This window comes from Candidatus Marithrix sp. Canyon 246, assembly GCF_001723685.1.
Taxonomy (GTDB): domain Bacteria; phylum Pseudomonadota; class Gammaproteobacteria; order Beggiatoales; family Beggiatoaceae; genus Marithrix.
Genome location: NZ_MCBX01000011.1, coordinates 51,705 through 76,652, shown reverse-complemented (window position 1 = coordinate 76,652; position 24,948 = coordinate 51,705). Strand labels below are relative to the sequence as shown.

At 33.8% G+C, this 24,948-nt stretch carries 26 protein-coding genes; 14 read left to right on the top strand and 12 right to left on the bottom strand.

The window, feature by feature from the left end; all coding sequences use genetic code 11:
* Window positions 1–16 precede the first annotated feature (16 nt).
* Entirely contained in the window at window positions 17–1,222 is a 1,206-nt protein-coding gene (locus tag BHU68_RS08440) for an SGNH/GDSL hydrolase family protein (protein ID WP_069470284.1), read from the bottom strand.
* A 181-nt stretch (window positions 1,223–1,403) separates the two neighbouring features.
* Between BHU68_RS08440 and BHU68_RS18060 the strand changes: the two genes are divergently transcribed.
* Window positions 1,404–1,532: a hypothetical protein gene (locus tag BHU68_RS18060; RefSeq protein WP_256359155.1), complete on the top strand. Its 129-nt coding sequence runs from the start codon at window positions 1,404–1,406 to the stop codon at window positions 1,530–1,532.
* Window positions 1,529–1,750, top strand: a complete 222-nt coding sequence (locus BHU68_RS08435; protein ID WP_069470285.1) for an addiction module antidote protein — start codon at window positions 1,529–1,531, stop codon at window positions 1,748–1,750. The genes BHU68_RS18060 and BHU68_RS08435 overlap by 4 nt, the downstream gene beginning before the upstream one ends.
* A gap of 205 nt (window positions 1,751–1,955) precedes the next feature.
* Here BHU68_RS08435 and BHU68_RS08430 read toward each other — a convergent pair whose 3' ends face one another.
* The 3 genes from BHU68_RS08430 to BHU68_RS17640 form a co-directional block, all read right to left on the bottom strand.
* Window positions 1,956–2,267 (bottom strand): HEPN domain-containing protein, encoded by a 312-nt coding sequence (locus BHU68_RS08430; RefSeq protein ID WP_069470286.1) that lies wholly within the window; start codon window positions 2,265–2,267, stop codon window positions 1,956–1,958.
* Between the two features lie 50 nt (window positions 2,268–2,317).
* Window positions 2,318–2,572: a type II toxin-antitoxin system mRNA interferase toxin, RelE/StbE family gene (locus tag BHU68_RS08425; RefSeq protein WP_083234259.1), complete on the bottom strand. Its 255-nt coding sequence runs from the start codon at window positions 2,570–2,572 to the stop codon at window positions 2,318–2,320.
* A 287-nt stretch (window positions 2,573–2,859) separates the two neighbouring features.
* On the bottom strand, window positions 2,860–4,809 hold the full coding sequence (locus tag BHU68_RS17640) for a hypothetical protein (RefSeq protein ID WP_216092635.1): 1,950 nt from the start codon (window positions 4,807–4,809) through the stop codon (window positions 2,860–2,862).
* An 88-nt stretch (window positions 4,810–4,897) separates the two neighbouring features.
* Between BHU68_RS17640 and BHU68_RS08415 the strand changes: the two genes are divergently transcribed.
* Together BHU68_RS08415 and glsA are read left to right on the top strand one after the other, a co-directional pair.
* Entirely contained in the window at window positions 4,898–5,557 is a 660-nt protein-coding gene (locus tag BHU68_RS08415) for a response regulator (protein WP_069470287.1), read from the top strand.
* 94 nt (window positions 5,558–5,651) lie between these two features.
* On the top strand, window positions 5,652–6,689 hold the full coding sequence (gene glsA, locus BHU68_RS08410) for a glutaminase A (RefSeq protein WP_069470288.1): 1,038 nt from the start codon (window positions 5,652–5,654) through the stop codon (window positions 6,687–6,689).
* 27 nt (window positions 6,690–6,716) lie between these two features.
* On the opposite strand, the gene BHU68_RS08405 is transcribed toward glsA, so the two are convergent.
* Window positions 6,717–7,535 carry a Fic family protein gene (locus tag BHU68_RS08405; RefSeq protein ID WP_069470289.1) on the bottom strand — a complete coding sequence of 273 codons (819 nt, stop codon included), beginning with the start codon at window positions 7,533–7,535 and terminating at the stop codon, window positions 6,717–6,719.
* Window positions 7,536–7,848: 313 nt separating this feature from the next.
* Here BHU68_RS08405 and BHU68_RS08400 point away from each other — a divergent pair, with 313 nt between their 5' ends.
* The gene (locus BHU68_RS08400; protein WP_069470290.1) at window positions 7,849–9,252 is read left to right on the top strand and encodes an ATP-binding protein; all 1,404 of its coding nucleotides are present in this window, start codon (window positions 7,849–7,851) and stop codon (window positions 9,250–9,252) included.
* On the opposite strand, the gene BHU68_RS08395 is transcribed toward BHU68_RS08400, so the two are convergent.
* The 5 genes from BHU68_RS08395 to BHU68_RS08375 all read right to left on the bottom strand — a co-directional run bounded on the left by BHU68_RS08395 (window position 9,210) and on the right by BHU68_RS08375 (window position 16,143).
* The gene (locus BHU68_RS08395) at window positions 9,210–9,608 is read right to left on the bottom strand and encodes a HEPN domain-containing protein (RefSeq protein ID WP_069470291.1); all 399 of its coding nucleotides are present in this window, start codon (window positions 9,606–9,608) and stop codon (window positions 9,210–9,212) included. The two genes, BHU68_RS08400 and BHU68_RS08395, sit on opposite strands and share 43 nt — an antisense overlap.
* Window positions 9,595–10,575, bottom strand: coding sequence for a TRAP transporter substrate-binding protein (locus BHU68_RS08390; protein ID WP_069470292.1), 981 nt, complete (start codon window positions 10,573–10,575; stop codon window positions 9,595–9,597). The genes BHU68_RS08395 and BHU68_RS08390 overlap by 14 nt, the downstream gene beginning before the upstream one ends.
* Before the next feature lie 90 nt (window positions 10,576–10,665).
* Window positions 10,666–11,967 carry a histidinol dehydrogenase gene (gene hisD, locus BHU68_RS08385; protein WP_069470293.1) on the bottom strand — a complete coding sequence of 434 codons (1,302 nt, stop codon included), beginning with the start codon at window positions 11,965–11,967 and terminating at the stop codon, window positions 10,666–10,668.
* Window positions 11,964–12,146: a Trm112 family protein gene (locus BHU68_RS08380; RefSeq protein ID WP_069470294.1), complete on the bottom strand. Its 183-nt coding sequence runs from the start codon at window positions 12,144–12,146 to the stop codon at window positions 11,964–11,966. Before BHU68_RS08380 ends, hisD begins: the two co-directional genes overlap by 4 nt.
* Window positions 12,147–12,231: 85 nt before the next feature.
* Window positions 12,232–16,143, bottom strand: coding sequence for a hypothetical protein (locus BHU68_RS08375; RefSeq protein WP_069470295.1), 3,912 nt, complete (start codon window positions 16,141–16,143; stop codon window positions 12,232–12,234).
* 53 nt (window positions 16,144–16,196) lie between these two features.
* On the opposite strand from BHU68_RS08375, the gene BHU68_RS08370 reads away from it, so the two are divergent.
* From BHU68_RS08370 to BHU68_RS08360, 3 genes are read left to right on the top strand one after another with little or no spacing between them, the layout of a single operon-like run.
* A complete protein-coding gene (locus BHU68_RS08370; RefSeq protein WP_069470296.1) occupies window positions 16,197–17,156 on the top strand; it encodes a hypothetical protein in 960 nt (319 codons plus the stop codon).
* Window positions 17,157–17,167: 11 nt separating this feature from the next.
* Window positions 17,168–18,289, top strand: coding sequence for a 6-phosphofructokinase (locus BHU68_RS08365; RefSeq protein ID WP_069470297.1), 1,122 nt, complete (start codon window positions 17,168–17,170; stop codon window positions 18,287–18,289).
* On the top strand, window positions 18,282–18,923 hold the full coding sequence (locus BHU68_RS08360) for a HesA/MoeB/ThiF family protein (RefSeq protein ID WP_069470298.1): 642 nt from the start codon (window positions 18,282–18,284) through the stop codon (window positions 18,921–18,923). Before BHU68_RS08365 ends, BHU68_RS08360 begins: the two co-directional genes overlap by 8 nt.
* 24 nt (window positions 18,924–18,947) lie before the next feature.
* On the opposite strand, the gene BHU68_RS18055 is transcribed toward BHU68_RS08360, so the two are convergent.
* Together BHU68_RS18055 and BHU68_RS08355 are read right to left on the bottom strand one after the other, a co-directional pair.
* On the bottom strand, window positions 18,948–19,073 hold the full coding sequence (locus tag BHU68_RS18055; protein WP_256359154.1) for a hypothetical protein: 126 nt from the start codon (window positions 19,071–19,073) through the stop codon (window positions 18,948–18,950).
* Window positions 19,074–19,155: 82 nt separating this feature from the next.
* Window positions 19,156–19,359, bottom strand: coding sequence for a UPF0175 family protein (locus tag BHU68_RS08355; protein ID WP_069470299.1), 204 nt, complete (start codon window positions 19,357–19,359; stop codon window positions 19,156–19,158).
* On the opposite strand from BHU68_RS08355, the gene BHU68_RS08350 reads away from it, so the two are divergent.
* The 6 genes from BHU68_RS08350 (at window position 19,341) to BHU68_RS08325 (ending at window position 24,933) form a co-directional block, all read left to right on the top strand.
* Window positions 19,341–19,784, top strand: coding sequence for a hypothetical protein (locus tag BHU68_RS08350; protein ID WP_141699964.1), 444 nt, complete (start codon window positions 19,341–19,343; stop codon window positions 19,782–19,784). The two genes, BHU68_RS08355 and BHU68_RS08350, sit on opposite strands and share 19 nt — an antisense overlap.
* A 132-nt stretch (window positions 19,785–19,916) precedes the next feature.
* Window positions 19,917–20,231: a type II toxin-antitoxin system MqsR family toxin gene (locus tag BHU68_RS08345; protein ID WP_083234932.1), complete on the top strand. Its 315-nt coding sequence runs from the start codon at window positions 19,917–19,919 to the stop codon at window positions 20,229–20,231.
* A 14-nt stretch (window positions 20,232–20,245) separates the two neighbouring features.
* Window positions 20,246–20,653 carry a type II toxin-antitoxin system MqsA family antitoxin gene (locus BHU68_RS08340; protein ID WP_069470301.1) on the top strand — a complete coding sequence of 136 codons (408 nt, stop codon included), beginning with the start codon at window positions 20,246–20,248 and terminating at the stop codon, window positions 20,651–20,653.
* Window positions 20,654–20,728: 75 nt separating this feature from the next.
* Entirely contained in the window at window positions 20,729–24,055 is a 3,327-nt protein-coding gene (locus BHU68_RS08335; RefSeq protein ID WP_069470302.1) for a helicase-related protein, read from the top strand.
* Complete coding sequence (locus BHU68_RS08330) at window positions 24,039–24,299, top strand: 6-phosphofructokinase (RefSeq protein ID WP_069470303.1); 261 nt, start codon at window positions 24,039–24,041, stop codon at window positions 24,297–24,299. Before BHU68_RS08335 ends, BHU68_RS08330 begins: the two co-directional genes overlap by 17 nt.
* Window positions 24,292–24,933, top strand: coding sequence for a HesA/MoeB/ThiF family protein (locus BHU68_RS08325; protein WP_069470304.1), 642 nt, complete (start codon window positions 24,292–24,294; stop codon window positions 24,931–24,933). The genes BHU68_RS08330 and BHU68_RS08325 overlap by 8 nt, the downstream gene beginning before the upstream one ends.
* The last annotated feature ends 15 nt before the right edge of the window (window positions 24,934–24,948 follow it).

Genomic DNA, 24,948 nt, shown 5'->3' with positions numbered 1-24,948 from the left:
TTCCTTATAACTGGGCTTACTTAGCACTAGCTAATTCAAAAGTTGGTGCCATGAAAGGATTGTTTAATGTATTTGGTAAAAATTTGAAGTTGGCTTTATATTCGATTAGAAAAGTTAATGTTGGATTCGCTTCAGCTATATGTACTATTGGTACTGCTAAAATACCTGTAGCTTTATTAAAAGTAGGATATTTATGACCACTAGGAAAAGTAAATAGATTTTGCAATGATACTGTAGTTTGTATAACGCTACCTAAGACGCTGAACTGAAGTTCAGCATCATCTGGTTTACGCGACATTCCTACATCTAATGCTAAAAATTTACCAGCTTCATCAGTTACTTCTATAAAAGGAAGTTCTAATAAATGGGGTTCAGATGGATCAATTTTACTAAAATCTACATAAACAGATTCTGCTATAGCAGCAAAAAATACTAATGCTATTGCTTTATGCCCAACTGTAGTTGGATGCAAGTCATCCCAATAGAAATATTGATCTGGATTGTCACATATTGTTTTGAAATCAAAGCAAGCTTCAGTCATATTTTTCAGATTACCTAGTGGCGGTGTTACCACTTTCGGGGTTTTAAATATTTCAAATGCTGTTGGTATATCAACTTGAATTACATCCAATGCTGCTAATTGTTGAGCTAAGTTTTGATTAAAAGCACTAATAACTGGAGCCAAAAGCGCACTTGTGCCGCCAGTTATCGCTCTAGGAGTTTTATCAAGTGGAGGTAAATTTGGTACTAATATATGTTTCGCACCATGTTGACGTAACTTGCCCACTACTGTAACTATGTTACTAATAGACTTAGTTATATCAGGCACACTTTCACTAAAATCATTCGCACCCGCCCAAACTACATATAACGCATCTGCATCAGCAATTGGATTATTATTCAAATAATTATCTAATTGTTGCTGTACACCTATTAAATCATCACCATTTACATTAATAGCTCCACTAGTGGCACCAGCTACAGCAAAATTAGTATCTGGATTATATGTTAAATTTAAAGTTTCAGATAATTCTTCTATCCATAATGTGCCATTACTGACACGTCCTTCAAAATAAGGTTCTGGTGGTAAACTCGTTGCTTCAAATAATCTTCCAGTATCAGATAAGCTATCTCCAAATACATAAATTTGGCTATATGGAAAACTTAAGGCTTGTTTAGATAAGCATATTAATGCCAATATAAATATTAGTTTTAGTTTCATTTTTTATTACTTGATTGATTGTTACGTACAGAAATATTCTATCAGAAATGATGTCAAATTAAAAGAAAAATTAGATAAAGCTATTATTGAAGGCAACTATAATGATATTATATGTATAATGACAAAATTTCCATTTATATAAAATTGAAAAACCCATTAGATAAGGTATAATTCGATATTAATGTATGAAATAAGAACAACTCCAGAATTTGATAGTTGGCTGGATAACCTAAGAGGAGACAAAGCAAGCCAGAAAAAAGACATAAAAAAAGCAAAGGCAATACTAGCCGATATTGAGGATCAATTATGATAAAAAATACAAAAAAATTCGATGTATCAAAATACCTTGATAGCCCAGAAGCAATAAAAGAATACCTCGAAATAATGCTTGATGAAAACGGGATAGAAGGCTTTCAACGTGCTTTAGGTCATGTAGCAAAAGCTCAAGGTATGACAGAGATAGCAAAAAAAGCTAATGTTGGTCGAGAAAGCTTGTATAAATCACTATCAGAAACAGGCAAACCATGACTAGATACTATTTATCATGTACTTCAAGCATTGGGGCTAAAGTTATCTATAAAAAACCCATGCTAGAAAGGGCTGACGAAAGGATACTAATTTATGTATCCACTCGTCAGCTCTAGTTATATTTAATCAATTCTTCTAATAATTGATCGCAGATTATTACACTTTGCTTATATCCTTCACAGTCAATTAAAAAATTATACCTATATTATTCAGCACAAACAGTAATAACCTGTAGTGCCATAAAATATTTGGTTTTATCTGTTCTAAACTGTGTATTTGCAATCACTTCTTCTAATAGTTTTTGCAACTTATGGCTTTTACTATAGGCTCCAAATTGACTTTTGGTTTCTAATATATGCTTAAAAAACAACTCCATCATTTGCTGGTAATGAAAACATTCTATTGAGCAATCTTTAATATCCGTTGTTGCTAATACGTCTATTGCTACAGCATGTTCCCAAGCTTTACCAGCTAAATTTTCAAGGTTTTTAAATTGTTTTAATTTATCTTGATACATTGTCTCACGCTTTCTGTATAAGGCAAGTTAGGCTGATGATAAAATTATAATTAAAATAATTCAGAGTGTGAGCCAGTTCGCACTAAAGTTAATTCTATTTCTTCAGTTTTGTAAATCAATAACCAATCAGGTTCCAGATGAGATTCCCTACAGCCATGATAATTTAAATCCTTAAATAGTTCTTCAACATTTTCAAAAACTTTTCCACCTCCGTTTTCAATTTCTTTCAATGCTGCCAGAGTCTTTTCATTAAATTGAGAATCTTCAAGCAAAACTACATAAACTGATCTAGGTTTATCAAACATAGATATTGGTTGATCATCCAACTATTCTAACTGATTACCTTTTAAATTTGCTTTAAATGTCTGTAACATAATTTAATAAAATTACTCTATTGCGGCTTCAATTATTTCCTTACCAATGTCATCTTCAAACTGTTTCCATACAGGTTACATAGCAGTTCGCCATTGTGCTAATTCATTCACTTCTTTTCCAACTTTTTTATCAAGTGGAGTAGTTTTAAAGTATTGTTGGTGAATTATAACATATTTTAACATGGCACATTAACCCAATGTAGTCTTACTAAGACATGTTAATCATCATCGTCATGATCATCATAACCGGGCATTGCATGGCATATATCACAACTTACTTCTTTTCCTTTTGGTAAATTCACTGTACGTCCTTCTACTCTAAAGCTTCGATCTACTGCTACTTTTGCTAAGTCAGTTCCTTTTAGATCCGTACCATGACATGCTTTACACCCATTCGGATTACGTTCATAAAAATCTTCATGTTCTTCATCTACCCAACGTGGATCATTAACATTATGTAAACCATGTGGACCTTTAGTTGTCATTGGCAAGCTGCCCGGAGTATGACAAGTATCGCATTCTATAACAGTACCAACATGTCCTTGTAATTGTTTTGCAGTTATGTTGTCATTGGCATTAGCAGTTGCATTTGGCCAAATCGCATGAGGGCTACCATGACAACCTTCGCAAGCTATTCCGCCATGTCCTTTACTATTACGATATAATGTATTATCATTTTCTGCAAAGCGTTTATTTATGGCATTCAATGGTGAAGCTGTAAGATCACCTATTTTGTAAGTTTGTTTTAAGCGGAATTTATCATTACCAAATACTAGTCCTGCTTCATTTAAATGATTAACCGCATCACCTGTATGACAAGATTGGCATTTTGGTAAATCAACCCAAGGGCGGCGTTGTCCACCTACAGCTTGCATACCACCATGACAAGCATTACATTCTAAACCTTCTGTTTTCATTGCACCGCGTTGGCATTGAGTTTTTTTGCCGGGGTGACATTGATAACAAGTTTCTTCTACTGACGCATTATCAGGAAATATTAGATTTCCTTGTTTATCACGTAATTTACCATGATATTGGTGCATTACTTGAGAACTAGTAGGTAATTCTTTTTGTTTACCTTGAGGACCAGCACCAGCTAAATCTAGGGGTAGAGAATAATGGCAACTAGCACATAATACTGGAGTTTGATTTTTTAAATCAGTATTATGTTCTTTATCATGCAAAATCAAGACGTTCTTCTTAGTTTGAACTTCTAAATCTCCATCATTAGCCCAAACTACATTTGGATCATTAGCTGCTATTTTGCCGCTAGCATGACAATTTTGACAATCGGTTTCGCTAGATACAGGTACAACCACATCTGTTCCAGCTAATAATGCACCAGTTTGTTTATCATGAGCATTAATACGTAACATTGGATAAGGATTAACTTGCCCCTTATCATCTATAGGAGTAATTGGAATACCTTCAGCACTAAACCAAGCATGTTTATTATTGTAATGAAGTTTTTGTGGATTAGGATTATCAGCTGGCATATATAAACCAGTTAAACCTTCTCCGGGTTGCAAATCCTTACCAAACAATTTTGGAGCATATTTCCAAAAGTCAGTTTTGCCAATACTATTGCTATTGATAGAATTATTAGCGTCTGCTACAGGAGAATAACGCAATTCTACTTGATCAGAATTTAGTAGTTGTGGTTCACGACCCTTAATTAGAACCTGTGCATTAACTACATTAAATGGTGGCAGTATGGAAAAAATAGAAAATTCTTTATCCATACAATGCATACCTAAATCATTAAATGCTAATACTTTAATATTATTATTAACTGGCAAACTAGCACTCAGAGAACTTAATCCATTTGAACCACCAATCCAATTTTCACTTTTAAATGGATCAGTATTTGCTCTGGTAACAACTTGATAAAATTGATAATTACCGGGAATATGAATAGATAATAATGTATATTCACCTTGATAAGACTGGTTAGTCATAAAGGCAACTTTTGATTCTGTCCAACCAGCAGCTTGATTATAAAAAATAATTTTATTATCAACTGCCTTAGCAACATACAAATCACCTACTTCAGGTGTATTAAATTTGACCTTTAAAATTAATTTATTACCATCAGGTACTGTATATAGTTTATTACTACTCCAAGCCAATTGGCTAATGAGTAATAACAGTATTGTTAAAATTTTCATAGTTTAATTTCTCTTAGGTTAATGATAATTTAATTATAGTAAAGTTTTATTCTTAAGAAAAACTTAATAAACTTGTATATGGTAAAACATGCGATTATTATTAATAGAAGATGATAAACTCTTAGGTAATGGCATTCAAACCGCTTTAAGACAACTAAATTATGCCGTTGATTGGGTACAAGATGGAGAATCAGGTGAACATGCGCTTAAGATTGAAACTTATGATGCTTTAATCTTAGATTTAAATTTACCAAAAAAAGATGGCTTACAAATATTAAAAGATTTAAGATCGCGTCATAATAATATACCAGTAATAATATTAACAGCTCGTGATAGTATCAGTGATAAAATTACTGGTTTAGACAATGGTGCAGATGATTATTTAGTAAAACCCTTTGATTTAGATGAATTAACCGCTCGCCTACGAGCCTTAATACGCCGCCATAGTGGACGTTCAACCCCATTAATAGTATATGAAAATTTGCAACTTGATCCAGCAGCACAAACATTAATCAAAGATGGAAAAGCAGTGATTTTATCACCACGCGAATTAGCAATATTACAAATTTTATTAGAAAATACAGGCAAAATTATATCGCGCAATCGCTTAGAAGAAAGCTTATATGGCTGGAATGAGATGGTAGAAAGTAATGCAGTGGAAGTGCATATTCACCATCTACGAAAAAAACTGGGAAAAAATCTTATTAGAACAGTGCGAGGGTTGGGTTATATGATTGTCAAAAAATGAAGAATTCTTCAAATGTAGTATTGACTTCATGTAAATATAATGGTATTTTTGTAAGTTGTGCAGTTTTCGTTCAAATACTTAAGGAGAAACATTCATGTTGCAACATAATAGGCATAATACCAATCTGATAATGAGTTTTATCACCGCACTGGCTCTGGTCGTAAGCATTAGCACATCAGCTTACGCCGACACGCTGAATCCGTACAAAATCAAAGCTGCAATCAAACGTGCTTATGATGATTATAAAAATATCAAGGAAGGTGCCAACGCCGATTACATTCCAGCTTTGGCTAAGGTTGATCCGAAGATTTTTGGTATTGCATTAATCACAACCGATGGCAAAGTGTATACTGCGGGAGACCTCAAGACTGAGGTGTCGATTCAGTCTATTTCCAAAGTGTTCACCATGGCTAAAGTTATGGAAGAATCCAGCCCCGAAGCTATTTACAACAACATGGGTGTAGATGCCACCGGCCAAGTATTCAATTCAATCGTCGCTATTGAACAATATAAAGGTTCGGAGATGAACGCTATGGTTAATCCGGGTGCGATTACCGCGACGAGCATGGTTAAGGGTAGTAGTTACGACGATATCTGGAACAAGATTCTCACCTACTATGGTGACTTCGCTGGCCGCAAGCTGACAGTGCTCGAAGATATCTACAAGTCAGAAGCTGCTACTAACCAACGCAACCAAGCGTTGGCGATGTTGATGTTCGCATATGGGCATATCAAAGGCGATCCCCTGCAAGCCACTGACATTTATACGAAGCAGTGTTCTGTTGGAGTCAACACTCAGGACCTCGCTGCGATGGCAGCTACCCTCGCCAATGGTGGCAAAAATCCGCTGACTGGCAAACAAGTGATCAGCACAAAACACGTACCCGAAATTCTTGCAGTGATGGCCACGGCTGGACTTTATGACGATAGCGGTAAGTGGCTTTACCAGACTGGTCTGCCGGCGAAGAGTGGTGTGGGTGGTGGCTTAATTGCTGTTTCACCCGGCAAATTCGGCATTGCCGTGATTTCTCCGCCGCTGGACGAAGCCGGTAATAGCGTGCGTGCACAGAAGGCAATCGCCGATATCTCCAATGCCCTCGGCGGCAATCCCTACGCCGTTAAACCCCGATAATGTAAAAATGTCGGGTACAAAGGTTTGTTAGCTTTGCTGATTTCTGATCAATTGTGTATTCCTAGCAGCTTCAACTAGTTCTAATGATTGCTTCCATGAATCTCTACAGAAATTAATGAAATTAACTAAAAGTTCTCTGTTTGGCAATAGTGGTTCCCCAACCATCGGTTCGCCAACTGCTAACTCATATTTTGATAATAATCGTATATATTCTCTGCGTTTTTCTGTTGGTATTATAATTGGGGGCAAACCAGATTTTATAATTGGAAGGTTGGCAACTAATCTTGCAATACGTCCATTAGCATCAAAAAATGGATGAATTCTAACAAAGGATACATGAATGTAAACATATGCACTAAGTGCGTGATCCATAGTTAATTTTTCTTTTAAAAAACTATTAAGAATGTCAAACCAATTATCCATCAATGCTGGAACAGCATTTGGTGCAGCATATTCTAAAAATATCTGTTCTTGATTGTCTGTTATAACATTAGTTCCATTAGCTTCACGTTTCCAGTTTCCAACAGGTTTATAAATATCATATACTCGTTCTGTTTGAACTGCTTTATGTAAAGCAAATAAATCTTCTTTTGTGAATTGGCTATTACGAGTAATATAACTAAAAATTAGCTCAATAGCAATTGCATATCCAACAACTTCTTCATGATCTTTTAGAGATTTTCCTGAAACAGTTAAACCTTCTTCAATAACAAAAGCAGTCTCACCTAAAGATAATGTATTACCTTCAATTGCAGTTGAAGTATGTGTCCAAAGATCGCGTAAATGTTTTATTAATGATTGTTTTAAATCATCATCAATACCATGCAAAAAATTCAAGTTTTTCATATAAATAATATATATATTATATTCATTTTAGTGTAGCTATTTATCTATATTTAATTTCCATTGCTGATCCACAAATATGTGGTTTCCATCCATTTTATTTAATTTATTAGACTTGTCCCTTAATAAGCCATAACAAAAAATTTTAATATATTGTAGGGTGTATAAGCGATAGCGTCATACACCATCGCTGCAAATCGGTGCAAATCGGTGCATGACGCTATCGCTTATGCACCCTACATAAAATTATTTTTGATCAAGTTTCTTATTTAGGGACATGTTTATTATATACTTTAATCAAAATCTATGTCAAAAAATGAAGAATTCAATTAAAAGACGTTTGTTAATCTTACTAATATTAGCCATATGTGGCGTATGGAGTGTAGTTAGTTGGCGTATATATATTCATACACAATATGAAGTAGAAGAATTATTTGATGCTAATTTAGCTCAAAGCGCACAAATCTTACTCGGGCTGATTCAACATGAAATTGAAGAACAGTATATAACTGGTGAGAAACAAAAGATAGTTGTTGAACAACCGCTATTTGCTCATCAATATGAGCATAAGTTAGCATTTTTAGTGCGTAGTAGTGATGGGCATATTTTAATTCGTTCCGCTGGCACACCATTATTTCCACAATTACCATCATTTAGTAATTATTGGGCAGAAGATGGCTATTTATGGCGCGTATTTACCAGAAAAGCTGATGAATTTATCGTACAAACTGCTGAACGTTACAATATTCGTGATGAATTAATCAGTAAGATCATGTTTAGCACTTTGTTGATTTTACTAATAACATTACCATTGTTAGCTGTTTTAATTTGGATCAGTATTAGTCATAGTTTAAAACCTTTACAAGCAGTTGCAAATGAAATTGCAGCTCGTACTCCTAATCAACTTCAAACATTAGACTTAAAGAAAATACCAATTGAAGTAAGAGTATTAACTAAAGCAATCAATGAACTATTTACTCGATTAAACAAGGCATTTGAAAATGAACGCCGTTTTACAGCCGATGCTGCTCATGAATTACGCACACCATTAGCTGGTTTAAAAATACAAGCACAAGTGGCACAACGCGCTATTGATACTCAACAACGCGAACTAGCTTTACAACAAATCCTTATAGGAGTAGATCGCGCGACTCACTTAGTAACTCAACTATTAAATTTAGCTCGTTTAGATGCCACTCAAACTTTAGTTACCACATCGCTTGATATATTGATAGTAATTAAAGATATAATTAGCGAATTGACACCACCAGCAGTAGAAAAAGATATTGATTTAGGTTTAGAAAATACTGCCACATCTTATATAATATCAGCCCATCACACTAGCATATCTATTATGTTATGTAATTTAGTACATAACGCCATTCGCTATACACCAAGAGCTGGAGAAGTGACTGTTTCCTTATCAAATATCAAAGCTGATAAATTAACCCTAATGATAAAAGATACTGGACCGGGAATTCCATTAACACTACAAAAACAAGTATTTGAACGTTTTTATCGTGGCGAATGTCATAATATACCGGGTAGTGGTTTAGGCTTATCAATAGTACAGCAAGTAGCACAATTACATTGTCTTGAAATTCAACTAAATAATATTTCTAATCAGGGAGGTTTATGTGTTATAATGGATTTTCCAATCGACAAACACAAGTTGTACTATCTTCCTTCTTCAAATTTAATCAATTCTTCTAATAATTGATCGCAGATTATTACACTTTGTTTATATCCTTCACAGTCAATTAAAAAATCAGCACAAACAGTAATAACCTGTAGTGCCATAAAATATTTGCTTTTATCTGTTCTAAACTGTGTATTTGCAATCACTTCTTCTAATAGTTTTTGCAATTTATGACTTTTACTATATGCACCAAATTGACTTTTGGTTTCTAATATATGCTTAAAAAACAATTCCATCATTTGCTGGTAATGAAAACATTCTATTGAGCAATCTTTAATATCCGTTGTTGCTAATACGTCTATTGCTACAGCATGTTCCCAAGCTTTACCAGCTAAATTTTCAAGGTTTTTAAATTGTTTTAATTTATCTTGATACATTGTCTTTGTTAGCTGCTTCAATTACTTCTTTACCAATGTCATCTTCAAATTGTTTCCATACAGGTTGCATTGCTGTGCGCCATTGTGCTAATTCATCTGCTGTTAATTGTAGAACCTTGGTTCTACCAGAATCAATGACAGTTTGACGATCTTTTTTCGCAATTTCTTGAGCTAATTGATTAACTTCTTTTCCAACTTCGACAAGAATTTTTTCTAATTCGATGCGTATATCAGCAGGTAAACCACGCCAAAATTTAGCATTAGTAACAATTAAATAATCTATAATTCCATGATTAGTTTCAGAAAAATACTTTTGTACTTCATAGAATTTTTTGGAACGAATATTTGACCAAGTATTTTCTTGACCATCTACAACGCCAGTTTGTAAAGCATTATATACTTCAGTATAGGCTAATTTTTGTGGGCTTGCACCAACAGCCTGAAATTGAGCTTGTATTACATCTGATTGTTGAATCCGAAATTTTAAACCTTTAGCATCAGTTGGAATTCGTAATGCTGTATTCGCAGATAATTGCTTCATACCATTATGCCAATAAGTCAAACCTAAATAACCATATTTATCCATTGAAGTGAGTAATTTTTGTCCAACTTCTCCAGCTTGAAACCTATCAACTGCATGGATATCCTTAAATAGAAAAGGTAAATCGAAAACTTGTAATTTTTTAGTGTATTTTTTAAATTTCGCTAATGAAGGAGCCGCTAATTGTACATCTCCTAATAACAGAGCTTCCATGACTTTATTATCATCATATAATTGAGCATTAGGATAAATTTCGACAACAACTTTACCTTTTAAACGCTCCTCAACTAGCTGTTTAAAACGTTTGGCACCGATACCTTTTGGAGTATTATCTGCAACAATATGGGAAAATTTAATTTTGATGATTTTGTCATCTTGACAAGCTGATAAAGCTAGAAGAGCTAAACAAACAGTTAGAAATTTCATGATTTTATCCTGTTGGGTTTTTGAAATGGTGGGTAGAGCGAAAGCGATACGAAGTCAGCGAAGCTAAACCCACCATTTAGCTAAAGTTTTTTAAAGTTTACGTTTTGCTATTGCATTTGCATGAGAGGCAAAGCCTTCATATTCGGCAAATTTTTGTGCTACGTCTTTGATTCTATCATATCCTTCTTTATCTACATAACCTATAGATGTACGTTTTAGGAAATCAAAAACTGTTACACAAGAAAATGTTTTAGCAAAGCCGCCGGTTGGTAAAATTGCATTTACTCCTAAAGCAAAATTACCTATAGTTATAGGGCTATATTGACCAAGTAAAATTTCTCCAGCATTTACAATTTTACTTAATATAGACATAGGTGCTTCAACTAATACTTCCAAATGTTCTGGTGCAAAATCGTTCACAAACTGAACTGATGCTTCTAAATCGTCAGTTAATACTATGCCGCCATAATTTGATAATACAGTATTGCAAAAATTTTGCCGTTCTTCGGGTAAATCGTTTATTAAGTCTGGTAATAAGGCTTCTACTTGTGCCGCTAGTTCTTTGGAATGTGTTACTAGTAAGGCGCAAGAATCTGGACCATGTTCTGCTTCTATTAATAAATCTAAAGCCGCTATTGCTGGATCAACTGTTTCATCGCATAAAATAATTGACTCGCTTGGACCGGCTGGAGTTCCTACATCTATATTTCCATAAAGTAAACGTTTTGCTGCGGAGACATAACTACTTCCCGGTCCTAGTGTTTTGTTTACTTTTGGTATAGTGTCGGTTCCATAAGCCATTGCAGCTATTGCTTGGGCACCTCCTACTTTATAAACATTTTTGATGCCACAGACTTCAGCAGAAAAAAGAGTAGCGTCATCAGCACCACCATCAGCAGTAGGTGGTGTACAGATAATAAGTTCAGGCACCTTAGCAATTGTTGCTGGAATTCCTAACATTAGCATCACTGATGGAAATGCGCCTTTACCACGTGGCACATATAGCCCGGCTGAGGTAATTGGAGTGATTTTTTCACCAGCCAAAATACCATTGTCTATTTGAGTAAACCACATTTCTTCAGGCATTTGCGCTTCGTGGTATTTTCTGATATTTTTAGCTGAAATTTCAATTACTTCTTTTACTGATGGATCAAGAGTTTCTCTAGCTTTGGCAAATTCTTCCTCAGTAGCTTTTAATTGAGAAGCCGTCATTGAAGCTTTATCAAATTTAGCATTATATTCAATTATTGCCGCATCACCTTTTTCTTTGACATCTTGGATAATTGGTCTGACGGTTTCATGAAGACTTTCAATATCAATTTCAGAACGTCTTAATAATTGAGCCACTTCAGCTTGTGACATGCTGTTTAATTTATAAATATTTACTTTCATTTTTCAACTTCTTCTAAACTAAGTTTACGTGCTTTTTCTGGTAACATGACTGGAATATCATTTTCAATAGGATAAGCTAAACGTGAACTTTTGGATATTAATTCCTTATTATTTTTATCATAAATCAAAGGCCCTTTTGTTACTGGGCATACTAATATGTCAAATAATTTTTTATTCATTGAGATAATTTTACATTAAATTGTAGTAGAGATTTTATCATATTTTAGAAAAATAAAATCTCTCAGACCTGTCAGGTCTTTCGAGTTATTCCTTCCTCAAACTCTTCCAAAGCCCATTAGCACTAAAGCTTTCCCAACCCCAACGTAGCCAGCGTAATAATGCAAATGATAGCCATAATGCCCATAATAGCATCGCTATTCGATAGAACCACATTGACCATGAATATACCCATACTTGTGGTAAACTGCCGCTGGTGCGATCTTGGTACCAATTTAGACTGTAAGCACTTGAACCATTGCCTGCTATGTGCATGTTCGGATGTCCCAATAAACCTTGTTTAATAGCAACTAGTAGGATAGATAAAGCTATCATGGTTAATATTACCAAAGCTATTTGAATAGCGTCAAATTTAAGAGCTGGTGTTTCAGGGGATAATTTGGCTCGCCAACCTAATGCTAGTAACCAGCATATTACTATTAACATAACTGCTACCGGTACTTGACTTAATACTATTCCTAATAGTAGCCATTGGTGAGTTTTTAATGGAGTTAATTTTATTTGTCCCAAGCCGATTGATAAGATCACAATCACTATAATTAATCCCCAAATCATTATAGCTGGTCCTATTGGTTTGCCGCCTACAAATAGTATCCAACGATCTTGTGGCATTTTCAATACTATATTAGTATTAACGCTTTCTATACCTAAATCAACATTTGGAGTTTTAAATTTATTTGTAATACCAATAGCTTGTTGAAATCTTAATTCAACGTGTTGCTTGCCCGGAGTTATCGGCAAAGTGACAATACGTCCTTCTTGGCGTATCGCTTGAGTTTTTTGATTAATTTTTACTGATTGTAATTGCGCCTGTTCCGGTAAAGTGATTTTATGTTGCATTCCACGACTACTACGTAAGCTTAATATTAACTGGTAGTCTGTAGTGCGTTGTCCGGGGCTAATTATTAATTTGCTACGATCAATAGTTATAACTTGTCCAGTAACGCCGCTGGGTCTAGTGATATGTAAACTAACACTTTCTCCCGGCCATGCTTGCCATTGTGGTAGCCAACGTCCACTATCGTTTTGATGATGTATAACAGCTATGCCTTTTATATCAACATGCCAAATTGCACTCGCATCTAATCGCCAGACTTCATAACTATTAGGATCCTCTGGTGCAGTTAGTGTCACTGTTTCTTGTTTATCAAACACAGATAGCCAACGTATTTCTGATTGAAATGGAGACAAATTAATCAGAGCCTTAGATTTTTCTACCCGAATTTTATCACTAGTTACCGATTCTCCTTTTAATAAAGGAACCTCTAATATAATCGCGCTGCCTAATGGAGTTTTACGAATCACACGAGTTTCAATTTGCCAATCCAAACCTAACAACAAAGTCCGTTCTACCTGAACGAATGGAGGTAATTCACCCATTTCTAATTCAACTAGTTTTTTATCATCTTCGCGGCTAAATTGTAACTGTTGATCAGCAATACCATTTTCATGCACACCTTCTACGCGCCAACCGCTAGCTTCAGTCACCTCTACAAAATGTGGTTTTAATGGTAATGCTAATTGGACGCTATTACGATTTGGTAAAACACCAGTAAATTGTACTTGATGAATACCCTTTGTGACTTTTAACCATAATTGTCCATTATGTTTTCTTAATAAAGCTTGTGCAGGTTCACCATTTAATAAAACTTGTTGAGCTAGCCATTGCTTAGCTGAACCGGGTAATGGTATTGCAACCTCGGTTTCACTATGTATTTCCATACGAGCAGTTAAGATATTATCCTTAATTTCTAACAACATACGTGGACTATTAGCGCAATAAGGCAGACACTTTGCTGGTTCTAACAGGCGTTGTTTGAACTCATTTAACATTGATTGCGGTGGAAAACTGTCATTAGCATAAGTATTTATAGGCAAATAAGATAATAAGCCCATAAATAATATTAAACTAACAATAGCACCATTAGGCTTTACAGATGGTAAACGTGTTTTAAAAGCCACAAATAGCAAAAATGTTGTAAAAATAGCTAATAATATAACACGTATAATACTTAAATAACTATTCATTGTAGGTGATATTAACCATAATTTAATTGATTGATCTTGTTGCACCGGTCCACTCCAATCCATACTAATAGTACGCCATTCCCATTGTGGTAATCCGGGCCCTGTTTGAACTTGAGCATTAGGATCAATTTGTAATATTTTTTTGCTTGGTGCTTTTTTACGTTCATAATCATAACTTTGATTTATTATTGGACTACTATAACTACTAGAATATTCTAATTGAGCATTTGGACGCTCAAGTTGAGGATATATACTTTGTCGCACTTGTTGCATCATAAATGGTAATACTATTATTAGTAAGGCAATAATGCTCATATTACGATAAAAACGCACCAAACTAGTAAACCAACCAAGTGTAGGTAATACCTTTAATAAAGCCACAGCGGCTATAATATTTAACCAAACAAATTGAGGAGCTTTTGTTTCATGATAAATTAATATCATAGTAGCCAATGCTAACAAACCCCACCACCAACGCCATAACTTACCAATAGCGGCTGCTATTATAAGTACAATAAATAAATCCAATAAAGTCCATTTTTTTAACCATGTATTAGGAACATTATCCACACCACTAGCATTAAACAAACTCCAACCCGGTGGTAAATGTAAATTGGCACTGACTTTTTGAAAATCATGCGCCCAACCCACGGCTGGTAATTCATTCAACTCATTTTCTAGGCGACTATCACCAACCAAATCTATTTGCCCACGTCGTACTTCGACACCAGTTCCTGTTAAGCGCGTGATAAATTGATCTTGACCATTAACTGCAACCCGCCCCAATATTGCCGGTTCAAGAACTTCTAACCGCCAACCTTGTCGCATAGTGCCGCTGATATGATCTTGAACACTATAACCTTGACCATCAAAATCTAACCAAAAGTCGCGTTTTAATCTTAATTGATCAGGTGCTGGTTCTGGATCACCGCGTCGCTTTTCTACGATTTCTAAAGTTTTGCCACTTTGCATAAGATATGCTGGAAAATTGCGCCATGCTGGAGGTAAAGCGGTTTGTTGAGGATCAATAGCTGTAACGCCGCGTATTTCAACTAAGCGTAAATCATTGCGAGCTTCAAAAACCCAAATTTCTTGCTTATTTGGAGCTGTCAAAGTATTAGTAACACCCAATTGACGTGAATTTAAAGTTAAAGTCCATGAACCCGGGCGAACTTGTACACGTAAATTACCATCAGTTTCTAAGCGAGCCGGTAAGGAACTATTTAAAGACATCGCTTTGTGCTTATCAAGTAGCACAGAATCTAGTATAATCTCACGATGCCGCCCAGCAACATCTAATTCAATTTGAGTGATGACTTGTAAAGGAATATCGTCTATTATACGACGATAAACGCGCATATCAAGACGATTTTGCTGTGAACTGTTATCAGTGGTTTTATTATGCTTATTAAGCCATAACCTACCCTTATTATCAAGTAGGGGCAAACTAACAGATTGATTATTAATAGATAAATTTATTAAACCTGTATTGACAGGAATTTGCAAATATTCAGGAGGCTGAATCCAATTAAATTTACCAGTGATAGTAAATACACCTTTAGCAACAAAGACGCTAGCTTGACCCTTACGATCAGCAACGATAGCATCTTTACTATTGATTTGAACTTTTGTAGGCCAATGTTTATTATTACCCGGCAATACAATCCAACCAGCATTATCTAGTTGCCATTGTTGACTAAATTCAGCTTCTGTGCTATTTATTTGCAAATGTAAACGTGATGGCCAATTACAAATCGGCTTAGAGGATTGGTTATAATTAATAGTACAATTATAATTTTCAGTCTCATGTAATACCCAATCTTTCCAAATTTCTAAAGAAGGGGGAGTATTAGCCCATACTGAAAAACTCAGACAGACTAATATACTTATTAATATATTATTCTTTATCATTTTTATGTCCAAATTAAGATTTAAAGCAAGAATCATACAGGGTACTAAAAAATATGTCTCTACAAATTAACTTATCTCAAATTGAAGAAAATCCTGAAGTTGTGCCTGACCAACTGCAAAAGATGGCTACAGAGTCTTTACAAATTCTGTGGCAAACATCCCAAAATGTTGCACAAGATGAAATTAAAGCGGTTAAAGAACGCTATAAGAAATTAGAATCTGAAGTCTTACAAAAACGTCAAGAAGCTTTAGATAAAGTTACAGACATGAATAAGCAAATTGCTGCTACTAAAAAAGTTCTTGAGACTATAAAGAGAGAAAATACATCATTAGGAGTGGATCTAAAACGTGACAAAAATGAAGTAAAAAACCTTGAAAATAAAATTCATGGCTTACAAGAGAAACTAGTTACACAAGAACAAGAAATAAAACACCTGACAGAACAACTTGGAGCGGCACGTCAACATGGAGAAAATTTGCAAAAACGTGTACAAATTGTTGAGGATGATCTTGAGCAAGTACGTACTAAATTAACTAAAAGCAATGAACGGTTGGCAGTTAGTTCACATAATAATGAACGTTTAGACAAAAATATCATTACTGTTAAAAAAGAATTAGATGAAACTTGGAAACAATTAAAACTGGAACAGAGAAAAGCTGCTGTTGCTGAAGCTTTAGTTGAGGAGATGAAACAAGGCAATAAGAAATATGAGAATGAAATTAAAGCCTTAAAAGCTGAGCAATTAAATCAAAAATCTAGCATTGCAGTTGAGAATAAAGGTAAATTAGATCAAGAAAAGAAAGTATCTAATTTAACCGCGCGTTTAGAAATTCAAGAAAAGGGTTATAAAGACATCATAAAACGGCTTGAACAAGAATTAACAACAATTAGAGCTGAGGCTTCTAATATGAGAAATCGCGTGGTAAAAGCAGAAGGTGGCTTGGAACGCGAAAAAAGAGCTTTGGAACGTTTAGAAAATAAATTAATTGCAACATCAAATGCAAAAGTGTAAAGGAATAATTTATGGCAAAATCAATAGGAATATTAACAGCAGGTGGTGATAGCCCCGGGCTTAATGCTGCGATTCGAGCAGTTGGTAAAACGGCATTAGGGCGTTTTGGAGCAATGCAAATGATAGGTTTTCGAGATGGCTTTCGTGGCTTAGTCGAAAATCGAAGCGTGCGTTTAGATGAAGCAGCTTTATCTGGATTATTAACTTTAGGTGGTACTTTTTTAGGTACTAGTCGTGATAAACCGCATCGTATGTCTATTGGAAATCAAGTATTAGATATGACAGATGCGATTGTTGAAACCTATCATAAAAATCACTTGGATGTATTGGTTTGTTTAGGCGGTGGTGGTACTCAAAAAAATGCTTATCGTTTAGCACAAAAAGGTTTAAATATCATTACATTACCCAAAACAATTGATAATGATATTGCGATGACTGATACTACTTTTGGTTATGATACAGCCTTGGGCATTGCCACCGAGGCGATAGATCGTTTACATAGCACCGCACATAGTCATCATCGTATTATTGTAGTTGGTATCATGGGGCATAATACTGGTTGGTTAGCATTAGGTTCAGGAATTGCTGGCGGTGCCAATGTGATTTTGATTCCAGAAATTCCATATGATATTAATGCTGTTGCAGCGGCTATTCGTCAACGCAGTCGTCAAGGTAAAAATTTTAGTATTGTTGCGGTTGCTGAGGGAGCTATTTCAAAGGAAAAGGCTATGATAATGGAAGAAGCAATGCAAATGAAAATGCAAGCAGTTAATAAGGAAGACAAAAAAGAGGCAAAAGCCAAATTACAAGAACTTGATGATGATAAAGATCATACTTTAGAAATATCTGAACAATTAGAAGAACTAACTGGTTTAGAATCACGAGTTACTATTTTAGGGCATCTACAAAGAGGAGGAACTCCTTCAGCAGTAGATCGTTTATTAGCAACTCAACTAGGCACGGCTTGTGCTGAAATGATCAATAGTGAAACTTATGGTGTAATGATGGCTATAAGAGGAACCAAGGTTGAAGCAGTGCCATTAGAAGAAGTAATTGGTAAACGCAAGATAATTCCATTAGATCATGATTGGGTAGAAACTGCAAAAAATGTTGGAATTAGTTTAGGTGCTTGATTCAAAAGTATTGATTGTTGGTGTAGGTGGTTTAGGTTCACCAGTAGCGATGTATTTAGCAGCGGCTGGTGTTGGTAACTTGATATTGGTTGATTTTGATCAAGTCGAGTTATCAAACTTACAACGACAAATTGTACATGATACTACCCAATTGGGGCAAGACAAAGTAATTTCAGCCAAAAAAAAATTAGAGAGACTGAATCCTAATGTAAAAATTACGACTATTAATCAAAAACTGAGTTTAGAACATTTTAATGTAGATGTAGTAGTAGATTGTAGCGATAATTTCGCTACACGTTTTATGGTGAATAAAGTTTGTATAGAGAAAGGCATACCATTAGTATCAGGTGCGGCATTACGTTGGGGAGGGCAAGTAGCAGTATTTAATAATAAAAATGGACCATGCTATCAATGCTTATATGACAATATAGAAGAACAGGCAGAAACTTGTAGTGAAAGCGGCATTATAGCACCCCTAGTTGGAATAATAGGAAGTATTCAAGCACTAGAGGTGATAAAAGTAATTTTAAATCTTGGAGAATTTGGTTATCTATTGCTGCTAGATGCACACAAAATGCAGTGGCGTAAACTTAAATTACATAAGGATCCTAGTTGTGGTGTTTGTGGATTGTAATAATAATAGTAGTACAACGAATAATTAGACTTCATAATAAACCGCATCTGGAATTATGATATGTTCAAATAACTTGCATAAAATATCTAATTGACCAATTTTACTTAAAGCAATTAAGCATGATGAATCTGCGATAACAAGTTTAGACATCAGATAATCTATCCATATCTTGTTTCTATTGTTCCTTTGAAAAAGGTATTGAAATACCTAATTGTTTATTCATATCAAAAAATTACCATTGACTAAATTCACCTAATTCGCAAGCTTTACTTAATGATATTTGTTTATGTTCATATAAAAATAACGCAAACATTTTTTTTACTTCTTGACTTATATTGTTGAAGTTTAAGCTTGCTTGTGAAGCAATAACAGCAGGCAAGTCAAATTTTACAGTTAGAGAAGATTGTTTATCCAAATATGACAAAGTATTTGCCATTTATTTCTTATCTTAATTCTAAATTAAATCATTATATTATAAAGCGTGATTTTGCAGAGTTACAAGGAGGTACAAGGGAATTAAGAAAGGTGTTTTTTGTGAACCTACCTATTCCTAAAATCCCTTTATCTAAACAAAAAGTCTTTGAAGAATTAGTTGATTTAATTATTTTTGCCAAAGAAAACGGTTTAGAAAATGAAGCTGATAAGTTTGAATCGGTAATAGACGGTTTGGTTTACGATTTATACTTTGAAGAGGAAATGAAAAAAGCCAATTGTTATATAACTGATAGAATAACTGAAGTAATCGAGCCTTTTGAAGCACACCAAACTGACGAACCAAAAACTGAGTATATTAAAAATTTTTACAATTTTTGCAATAAAGATGAAATTATATTTCATCTTTATTGCATCGCAGAACCATAAAAGTAGTTCAAATTATTAACGGCAATAAAAAATAATGAGCCAAGAAGCGGTAAAAATAAGTAAAATCAAGCTTTGCTTTTCAGTTTATGCTAATATTAGTTAGACTAACCATTATGGTTATATGGAGTGAGCATGGCTGAGTACAAACTGAAAGATGTAAAAGCTGCGGCTCAACAACTTAACATAGAGTATCGAGGTCGTAAAGTTTTCCGAGATATAGCAAATCTAGGATATGAGCTTAAAGATATTGCTGATTGTTTATCAAAACTTACACCTAATGAATACCGAAAAACTCATCACTATGACAAGTGTCCACCTGATGATGAATATATATGCTCATACATTAAGGCTGATGATGACAAAGTTGATGAGCTTTATGTGAAGTTTTGTTTAATTGATGATTGTTTGGTTATTGATTTAGCTTCTTTTCATTTGCCTCAATTCTAGTTGGGGAGAAATTTATGAGTAAATGTAAATATTGTAAATCTACAAATATAGAACACAAAGAAGAACAAGAGTTGATTACTTATAAAGGTAAGGATCTCAATATTTCTGTTGAGTTTTCTATTTGTTGCAAATGTGGGCGGGAATTTATTTCCAAGCCGCAAATTTTGAATAATGATGCTAGAGTTCGAGATGCAAAAAAAGTTGCGGATGGCTTACTTACTTCTTCTGAAATTTATGAAGCTAGAGTAAAACTTGGTTTAACCCAAGAGCAAGCATCTATTATATTTGGTGGTGGTAAAAATGCTTTTTCTAAATATGAAAGAGCGGAAGTTTCTCAAAGCATTGCAATGGATAAGTTAATTAAAGTTTGTTTGCGCCATCCAAAAGTGTTTAGTGAGCTTTCAACTACTGTTAAGTATTGAAACTAGTACATTGTCAATTTTTTAAACCTGACAGGTTTTTAAAACCTGTCAGGTTTAGTTGCAGAGTAATAATTAATGAACAACTTCATAACAAACTCACAAGAAACTATCACATTAAAAGAACGCTTGCAAAAACTGATAAGCGGTAGCTATGAGCTAAAATTTTTGGTGGGTTTCTTTTATTTTTCAGGTTGGCAGGAAATTTATAACAGCCTTGAAGAAAACAGCAATGTCATATTAAAAATATTGGTTGGTTTACAAATAGATAAATATCTATCAGATATTATTGAAGTCGAAAATAAAAAAAATAATTTAAGCAACCAAGAACATTTTACACAATTTATAAAATCTCTCGGCTATGCTATCAACAATTCTGAAATGGATAATGAAGATTTTTATAAACAGATAGAATTTTTTATCAAGCTTCTCCAAGAAGATCGTTTGATCATAAAAAAAACACTAAACCCCAATCACGCAAAAGTTTATATCTTCAAATTACAGCCAAATCTATTTAATCTCAAAGGGCAAATTATCACTGGTAGCAGTAATCTAACCAAAGCAGGTTTGCACAAACAAGAAGAATTTAATGTTGAAATTAGAGATTACGGTTTTGACACAGCAGAAAATTATTTTGACCAACTTTGGGAATCTGCTATACCAATAACCGAAGCCGAAAACGGTAAAAAACTAATAATAGATTTCTTAAAAAATAAAACCCAATCTTCCTTAATAACACCTTACGAAGCTTATGCTTATATTTTAAAAACATATATTGATTTACAAGAACATAAAAAAATAAATTCATTTATTGATCGTCTTCTGGAACCAAATTGTTTTGAAAAATATACCTATCAATTAGATGCAGTTAATCAAGCCTTAAACATAATTGAAACTTACAATGGTGTTATTATTGCTGATGTGGTTGGTCTTGGTAAATCAGTTATCGCCTCACTCATTGCAAACCAATTAGGCAAAAGGGGATTAATTCTTTGCCCTCCCGGATTAATCGGTGATAAAAAAGAAAATTCTGGTTGGTGGGAATATTGGAATAAATTCAAATTATACGATTGGGATATTGAAAGTTCAGGCAACATTGAAGCAGTAGCCGAATCAATCCGTAAAAATAATTTGGAATACCAAGTGGTAATTGTAGATGAAGCGCACAAATTCAGAAATCAAGACACTTCCGCCTATGAAGCATTAACAGATATTTGTAGAGCTAAACAAGTAATTTTATTAACAGCCACACCTTTTAATAATTCGCCATCCGATATATTTTCACTGCTGAAATTATTTCTGGTTCCCGGACAATCAAGTATTACCATTGAACCAGATTTAGAAGGAAGATTTAATTCATATAATTTTAGATTTCAAAACCTTGCTTTTATTCTAAAAAATTATAACTCGCACAAATCTGATAAACAACAAAAATCTGAAAAATTATACACTAAAATGTTGGGTCTTAAGCTACCAATAGATATTTCTATTGTAAAAGACAATGTAGCTTTAATAGCAAATGATATAAGAAATGTTATTACACCGGTTATTATCAGACGAAACCGATTAGATCTAAAAAGTGATTTTGAATATAAACAAGAAATACAAAACCTTTCAGAAGTAAATGACCCAATAGAATTATTCTATGATTTGAGTAAAGAGCAATCGGCGTTTTATGACAGAATAATCAAAGATTATTTTAGTGAAGAAGGACAATTCAAAGGAGCTATTTACAAACCTTTTGAATATGAAGCCAAAATAAAACAGAAAAAAGACGAACAAGAAAACAGAACCTATCAACAACAGCGCAACTTATTCGATTTTATGCGTAGATTGTTAGTAAAACGATTTGAAAGTTCTTTTGGTGCATTTAATAAAAGTATTGAACGCTTTTTACGAACGCATAAAATGGTTAAATCTTTTATTGAAATTTCAGGTAAATATGTTTTAGACCGTAAAGTTATAGACTCAATCTACAATGAAGATGATTTTACACTGGAAGCTATTGAAGAAGCATTAGAAGAATTTAAAAAAAATGCCGAAGCTAAAACCTCGTCGAAACACACAACAATATACGAAATAGACAAATTTGCATTTAAAGAACATTTTTTAAAAGACATAGATAATGATATTGCTCTGTTTGAGGAAATTAAGAGGCAAATTGAAACACTAAATTTGGTTAATGATGATCCCAAACGAAAAGCAGTCTTAAAAAATGTCAAAAAGGTTTTAAGTAAAGAAAATAATCCCAAAAGAAAAATCATTTTATTTACTGAATATACCGATACTGTTCGTCATTTAAAAGATTATTTCGATAAAGAATTGTCAGCTAGAGTTCTATTTTGCGATGGCAACATTAGCAAAAAATTTGCTGTTGAATTAGATGCAAATTTCAATGCAAAATACAAACAACAAATGGACGCTTATGATGTTTTGATTACAAGCGATAAACTTTCGGAAGGCGTGAACTTAAACCGAGCTGGTTTAATCATTAATTATGATATTCCTTGGAATCCTACCAGAGTAATTCAACGGGTTGGTCGTATAAACCGTATTGGAACAAAAGTATTTAATGAACTGTATATTCATAACTTTTTTCCTACCGAACAAGGTGCAAATCAAGTAAAAATCAGAGAAATTGCAGCACAAAAAATGTTTTTAATTCATAATGCACTAGGCGAAGATGCAAAAATATTTGATCCCGATGAAGAACCTACTGCAAGCGGTTTATTCAAAAAAATCAATTCAAGTTCGGATGAAAACGAAGATTTGAATATAGTAACGATTGTCAGAAATGAATTTAATAGAATTAAAGCAGAACATCCAGAAGTTGTAGAAAGAATAACAGAATTACCAAACCGAACCAAAACAAGCAAAGCATTTGGAGAAAATAATACAGTTGTATTAAGAAAAAAGGGAATGGCTTTATTTTCTGTAATTGTCAATTCTGAAACTAATAAAATTTCAGAAAAAACATTCCAAGAATTATTTGATTTAGTAAAATGTTCTTATGAACAAAAAAGACTTCCATTGAGTAAACAATTTTGGAAAGCTTATGAAAAAGTGAAGCAATATAAACCTCAATATAAATCTGGAAGTTCTGAAATTGCATTAGAGAAAAAAGCAATAAATAGTTTAAAATATTTACTGAAACAAAATAAAGAAGAATTAAATAAAACACTTATATCGTTTATTGATACACTATTAAAAGATATAAAGCGATACAAAACACTACCTAAATATACATTAAGAAAACTAGTTTTATCCAAATATAATTATAAAGAATTAATAAATAATATAGAAAATTTAAGACGAAAAATTGGTAGTGATTATTTGGAAATAATTTTAAAAAGAACAGCAAATATTAATGATGATATAATTATTGCAGTTGAAAATAAAAAATAATATTTTAGGGCATATACAAAGAGGAGGAACTCCTTCAGCAGTAGATCGTTTATTAGCAACTCAACTAGGCACGGCTTGTGTTGAAATGATCAATAATGAAAATTATGGTGTAATGATGGCTATAAGAGGAACCAAGGTTGAAGCAGTGCCATTAGAAGAAGTAATTGGTAAACGCAAGATAATTCCATTAGATCATGATTGGGTAGAAACTGCAAAAAATGTTGGAATTAGTTTAGGTGCTTGATTCAAAAGTATTGATTGTTGGTGTAGGTGGTTTAGGTTCACCAGTCGCGATGTATTTAGCGGCGGCTGGTGTTGGTAACTTGATATTAGTTGATTTTGATCAAGTCGAGTTATCAAACTTACAACGACAAATTGTACATGATACTACCCAATTGGGGCAAGACAAAGTAATTTCAGCCAAAAAAAAATTAGAGAGACTGAATCCTAATGTAAAAATTACTACTATTAATCAAAAACTGAGTTTAGAACATTTTAATGTAGATGTAGTAGTAGATTGTAGCGATAATTTCGCTACACGTTTTATGGTGAATAAAGTTTGTATAGAGAAAGACATACCATTAGTATCAGGTGCGGCATTACGTTGGGGAGGGCAAGTAGCAGTATTTAATAACAAAAATGGACCATGCTATCAATGCTTATATGACAATATAGAAGAACAGGCAGAAACTTGTAGTGAAAGCGGCATTATAGCACCCCTAGTTGGAATAATAGGAAGTATTCAAGCACTAGAGGTGATAAAAGTAATTTTAAATCTTGGAGAATTTGGTTATCTATTGCTGCTAGATGCACACAAAATGCAGTGGCGTAAACTTAAATTACATAAGGATCCTAGTTGTGGTGTTTGTGGTTCTTGAAAATAATATTAAAAG

What these genes read in the sequence shown, in the direction of transcription:
- BHU68_RS17640 (WP_216092635.1), bottom strand. Translation starts at nt 4,809, where the DNA reads ATGAAAATTTTAACAATACTGTTATTACTCATTAGCCAATTGGCTTGG.
- BHU68_RS08335 (WP_069470302.1), top strand. Translation starts at nt 20,729, where the DNA reads ATGAACAACTTCATAACAAACTCACAAGAAACTATCACATTAAAAGAA.
- BHU68_RS08425 (WP_083234259.1), bottom strand. Translation starts at nt 2,572, where the DNA reads ATGTTTGATAAACCTAGATCAGTTTATGTAGTTTTGCTTGAAGATTCT.
- BHU68_RS08370 (WP_069470296.1), top strand. Translation starts at nt 16,197, where the DNA reads ATGTCTCTACAAATTAACTTATCTCAAATTGAAGAAAATCCTGAAGTT.
- BHU68_RS08375 (WP_069470295.1), bottom strand. Translation starts at nt 16,143, where the DNA reads ATGATAAAGAATAATATATTAATAAGTATATTAGTCTGTCTGAGTTTT.
- BHU68_RS08400 (WP_069470290.1), top strand. Translation starts at nt 7,849, where the DNA reads ATGAAGAATTCAATTAAAAGACGTTTGTTAATCTTACTAATATTAGCC.
- BHU68_RS08365 (WP_069470297.1), top strand. Translation starts at nt 17,168, where the DNA reads ATGGCAAAATCAATAGGAATATTAACAGCAGGTGGTGATAGCCCCGGG.
- BHU68_RS08395 (WP_069470291.1), bottom strand. Translation starts at nt 9,608, where the DNA reads ATGTATCAAGATAAATTAAAACAATTTAAAAACCTTGAAAATTTAGCT.
- glsA (WP_069470288.1), top strand. Translation starts at nt 5,652, where the DNA reads ATGTTGCAACATAATAGGCATAATACCAATCTGATAATGAGTTTTATC.
- hisD (WP_069470293.1), bottom strand. Translation starts at nt 11,967, where the DNA reads ATGAAAGTAAATATTTATAAATTAAACAGCATGTCACAAGCTGAAGTG.
- BHU68_RS08435 (WP_069470285.1), top strand. Translation starts at nt 1,529, where the DNA reads ATGATAAAAAATACAAAAAAATTCGATGTATCAAAATACCTTGATAGC.
- BHU68_RS08355 (WP_069470299.1), bottom strand. Translation starts at nt 19,359, where the DNA reads ATGGCAAATACTTTGTCATATTTGGATAAACAATCTTCTCTAACTGTA.
- BHU68_RS08440 (WP_069470284.1), bottom strand. Translation starts at nt 1,222, where the DNA reads ATGAAACTAAAACTAATATTTATATTGGCATTAATATGCTTATCTAAA.
- BHU68_RS08380 (WP_069470294.1), bottom strand. Translation starts at nt 12,146, where the DNA reads ATGAATAAAAAATTATTTGACATATTAGTATGCCCAGTAACAAAAGGG.
- BHU68_RS08350 (WP_141699964.1), top strand. Translation starts at nt 19,341, where the DNA reads ATGACAAAGTATTTGCCATTTATTTCTTATCTTAATTCTAAATTAAAT.
- BHU68_RS08345 (WP_083234932.1), top strand. Translation starts at nt 19,917, where the DNA reads ATGGCTGAGTACAAACTGAAAGATGTAAAAGCTGCGGCTCAACAACTT.
- BHU68_RS18060 (WP_256359155.1), top strand. Translation starts at nt 1,404, where the DNA reads ATGTATGAAATAAGAACAACTCCAGAATTTGATAGTTGGCTGGATAAC.
- BHU68_RS08415 (WP_069470287.1), top strand. Translation starts at nt 4,898, where the DNA reads ATGCGATTATTATTAATAGAAGATGATAAACTCTTAGGTAATGGCATT.
- BHU68_RS08390 (WP_069470292.1), bottom strand. Translation starts at nt 10,575, where the DNA reads ATGAAATTTCTAACTGTTTGTTTAGCTCTTCTAGCTTTATCAGCTTGT.
- BHU68_RS18055 (WP_256359154.1), bottom strand. Translation starts at nt 19,073, where the DNA reads ATGTCTAAACTTGTTATCGCAGATTCATCATGCTTAATTGCTTTAAGT.
- BHU68_RS08405 (WP_069470289.1), bottom strand. Translation starts at nt 7,535, where the DNA reads ATGAAAAACTTGAATTTTTTGCATGGTATTGATGATGATTTAAAACAA.
- BHU68_RS08430 (WP_069470286.1), bottom strand. Translation starts at nt 2,267, where the DNA reads ATGTATCAAGATAAATTAAAACAATTTAAAAACCTTGAAAATTTAGCT.
- BHU68_RS08340 (WP_069470301.1), top strand. Translation starts at nt 20,246, where the DNA reads ATGAGTAAATGTAAATATTGTAAATCTACAAATATAGAACACAAAGAA.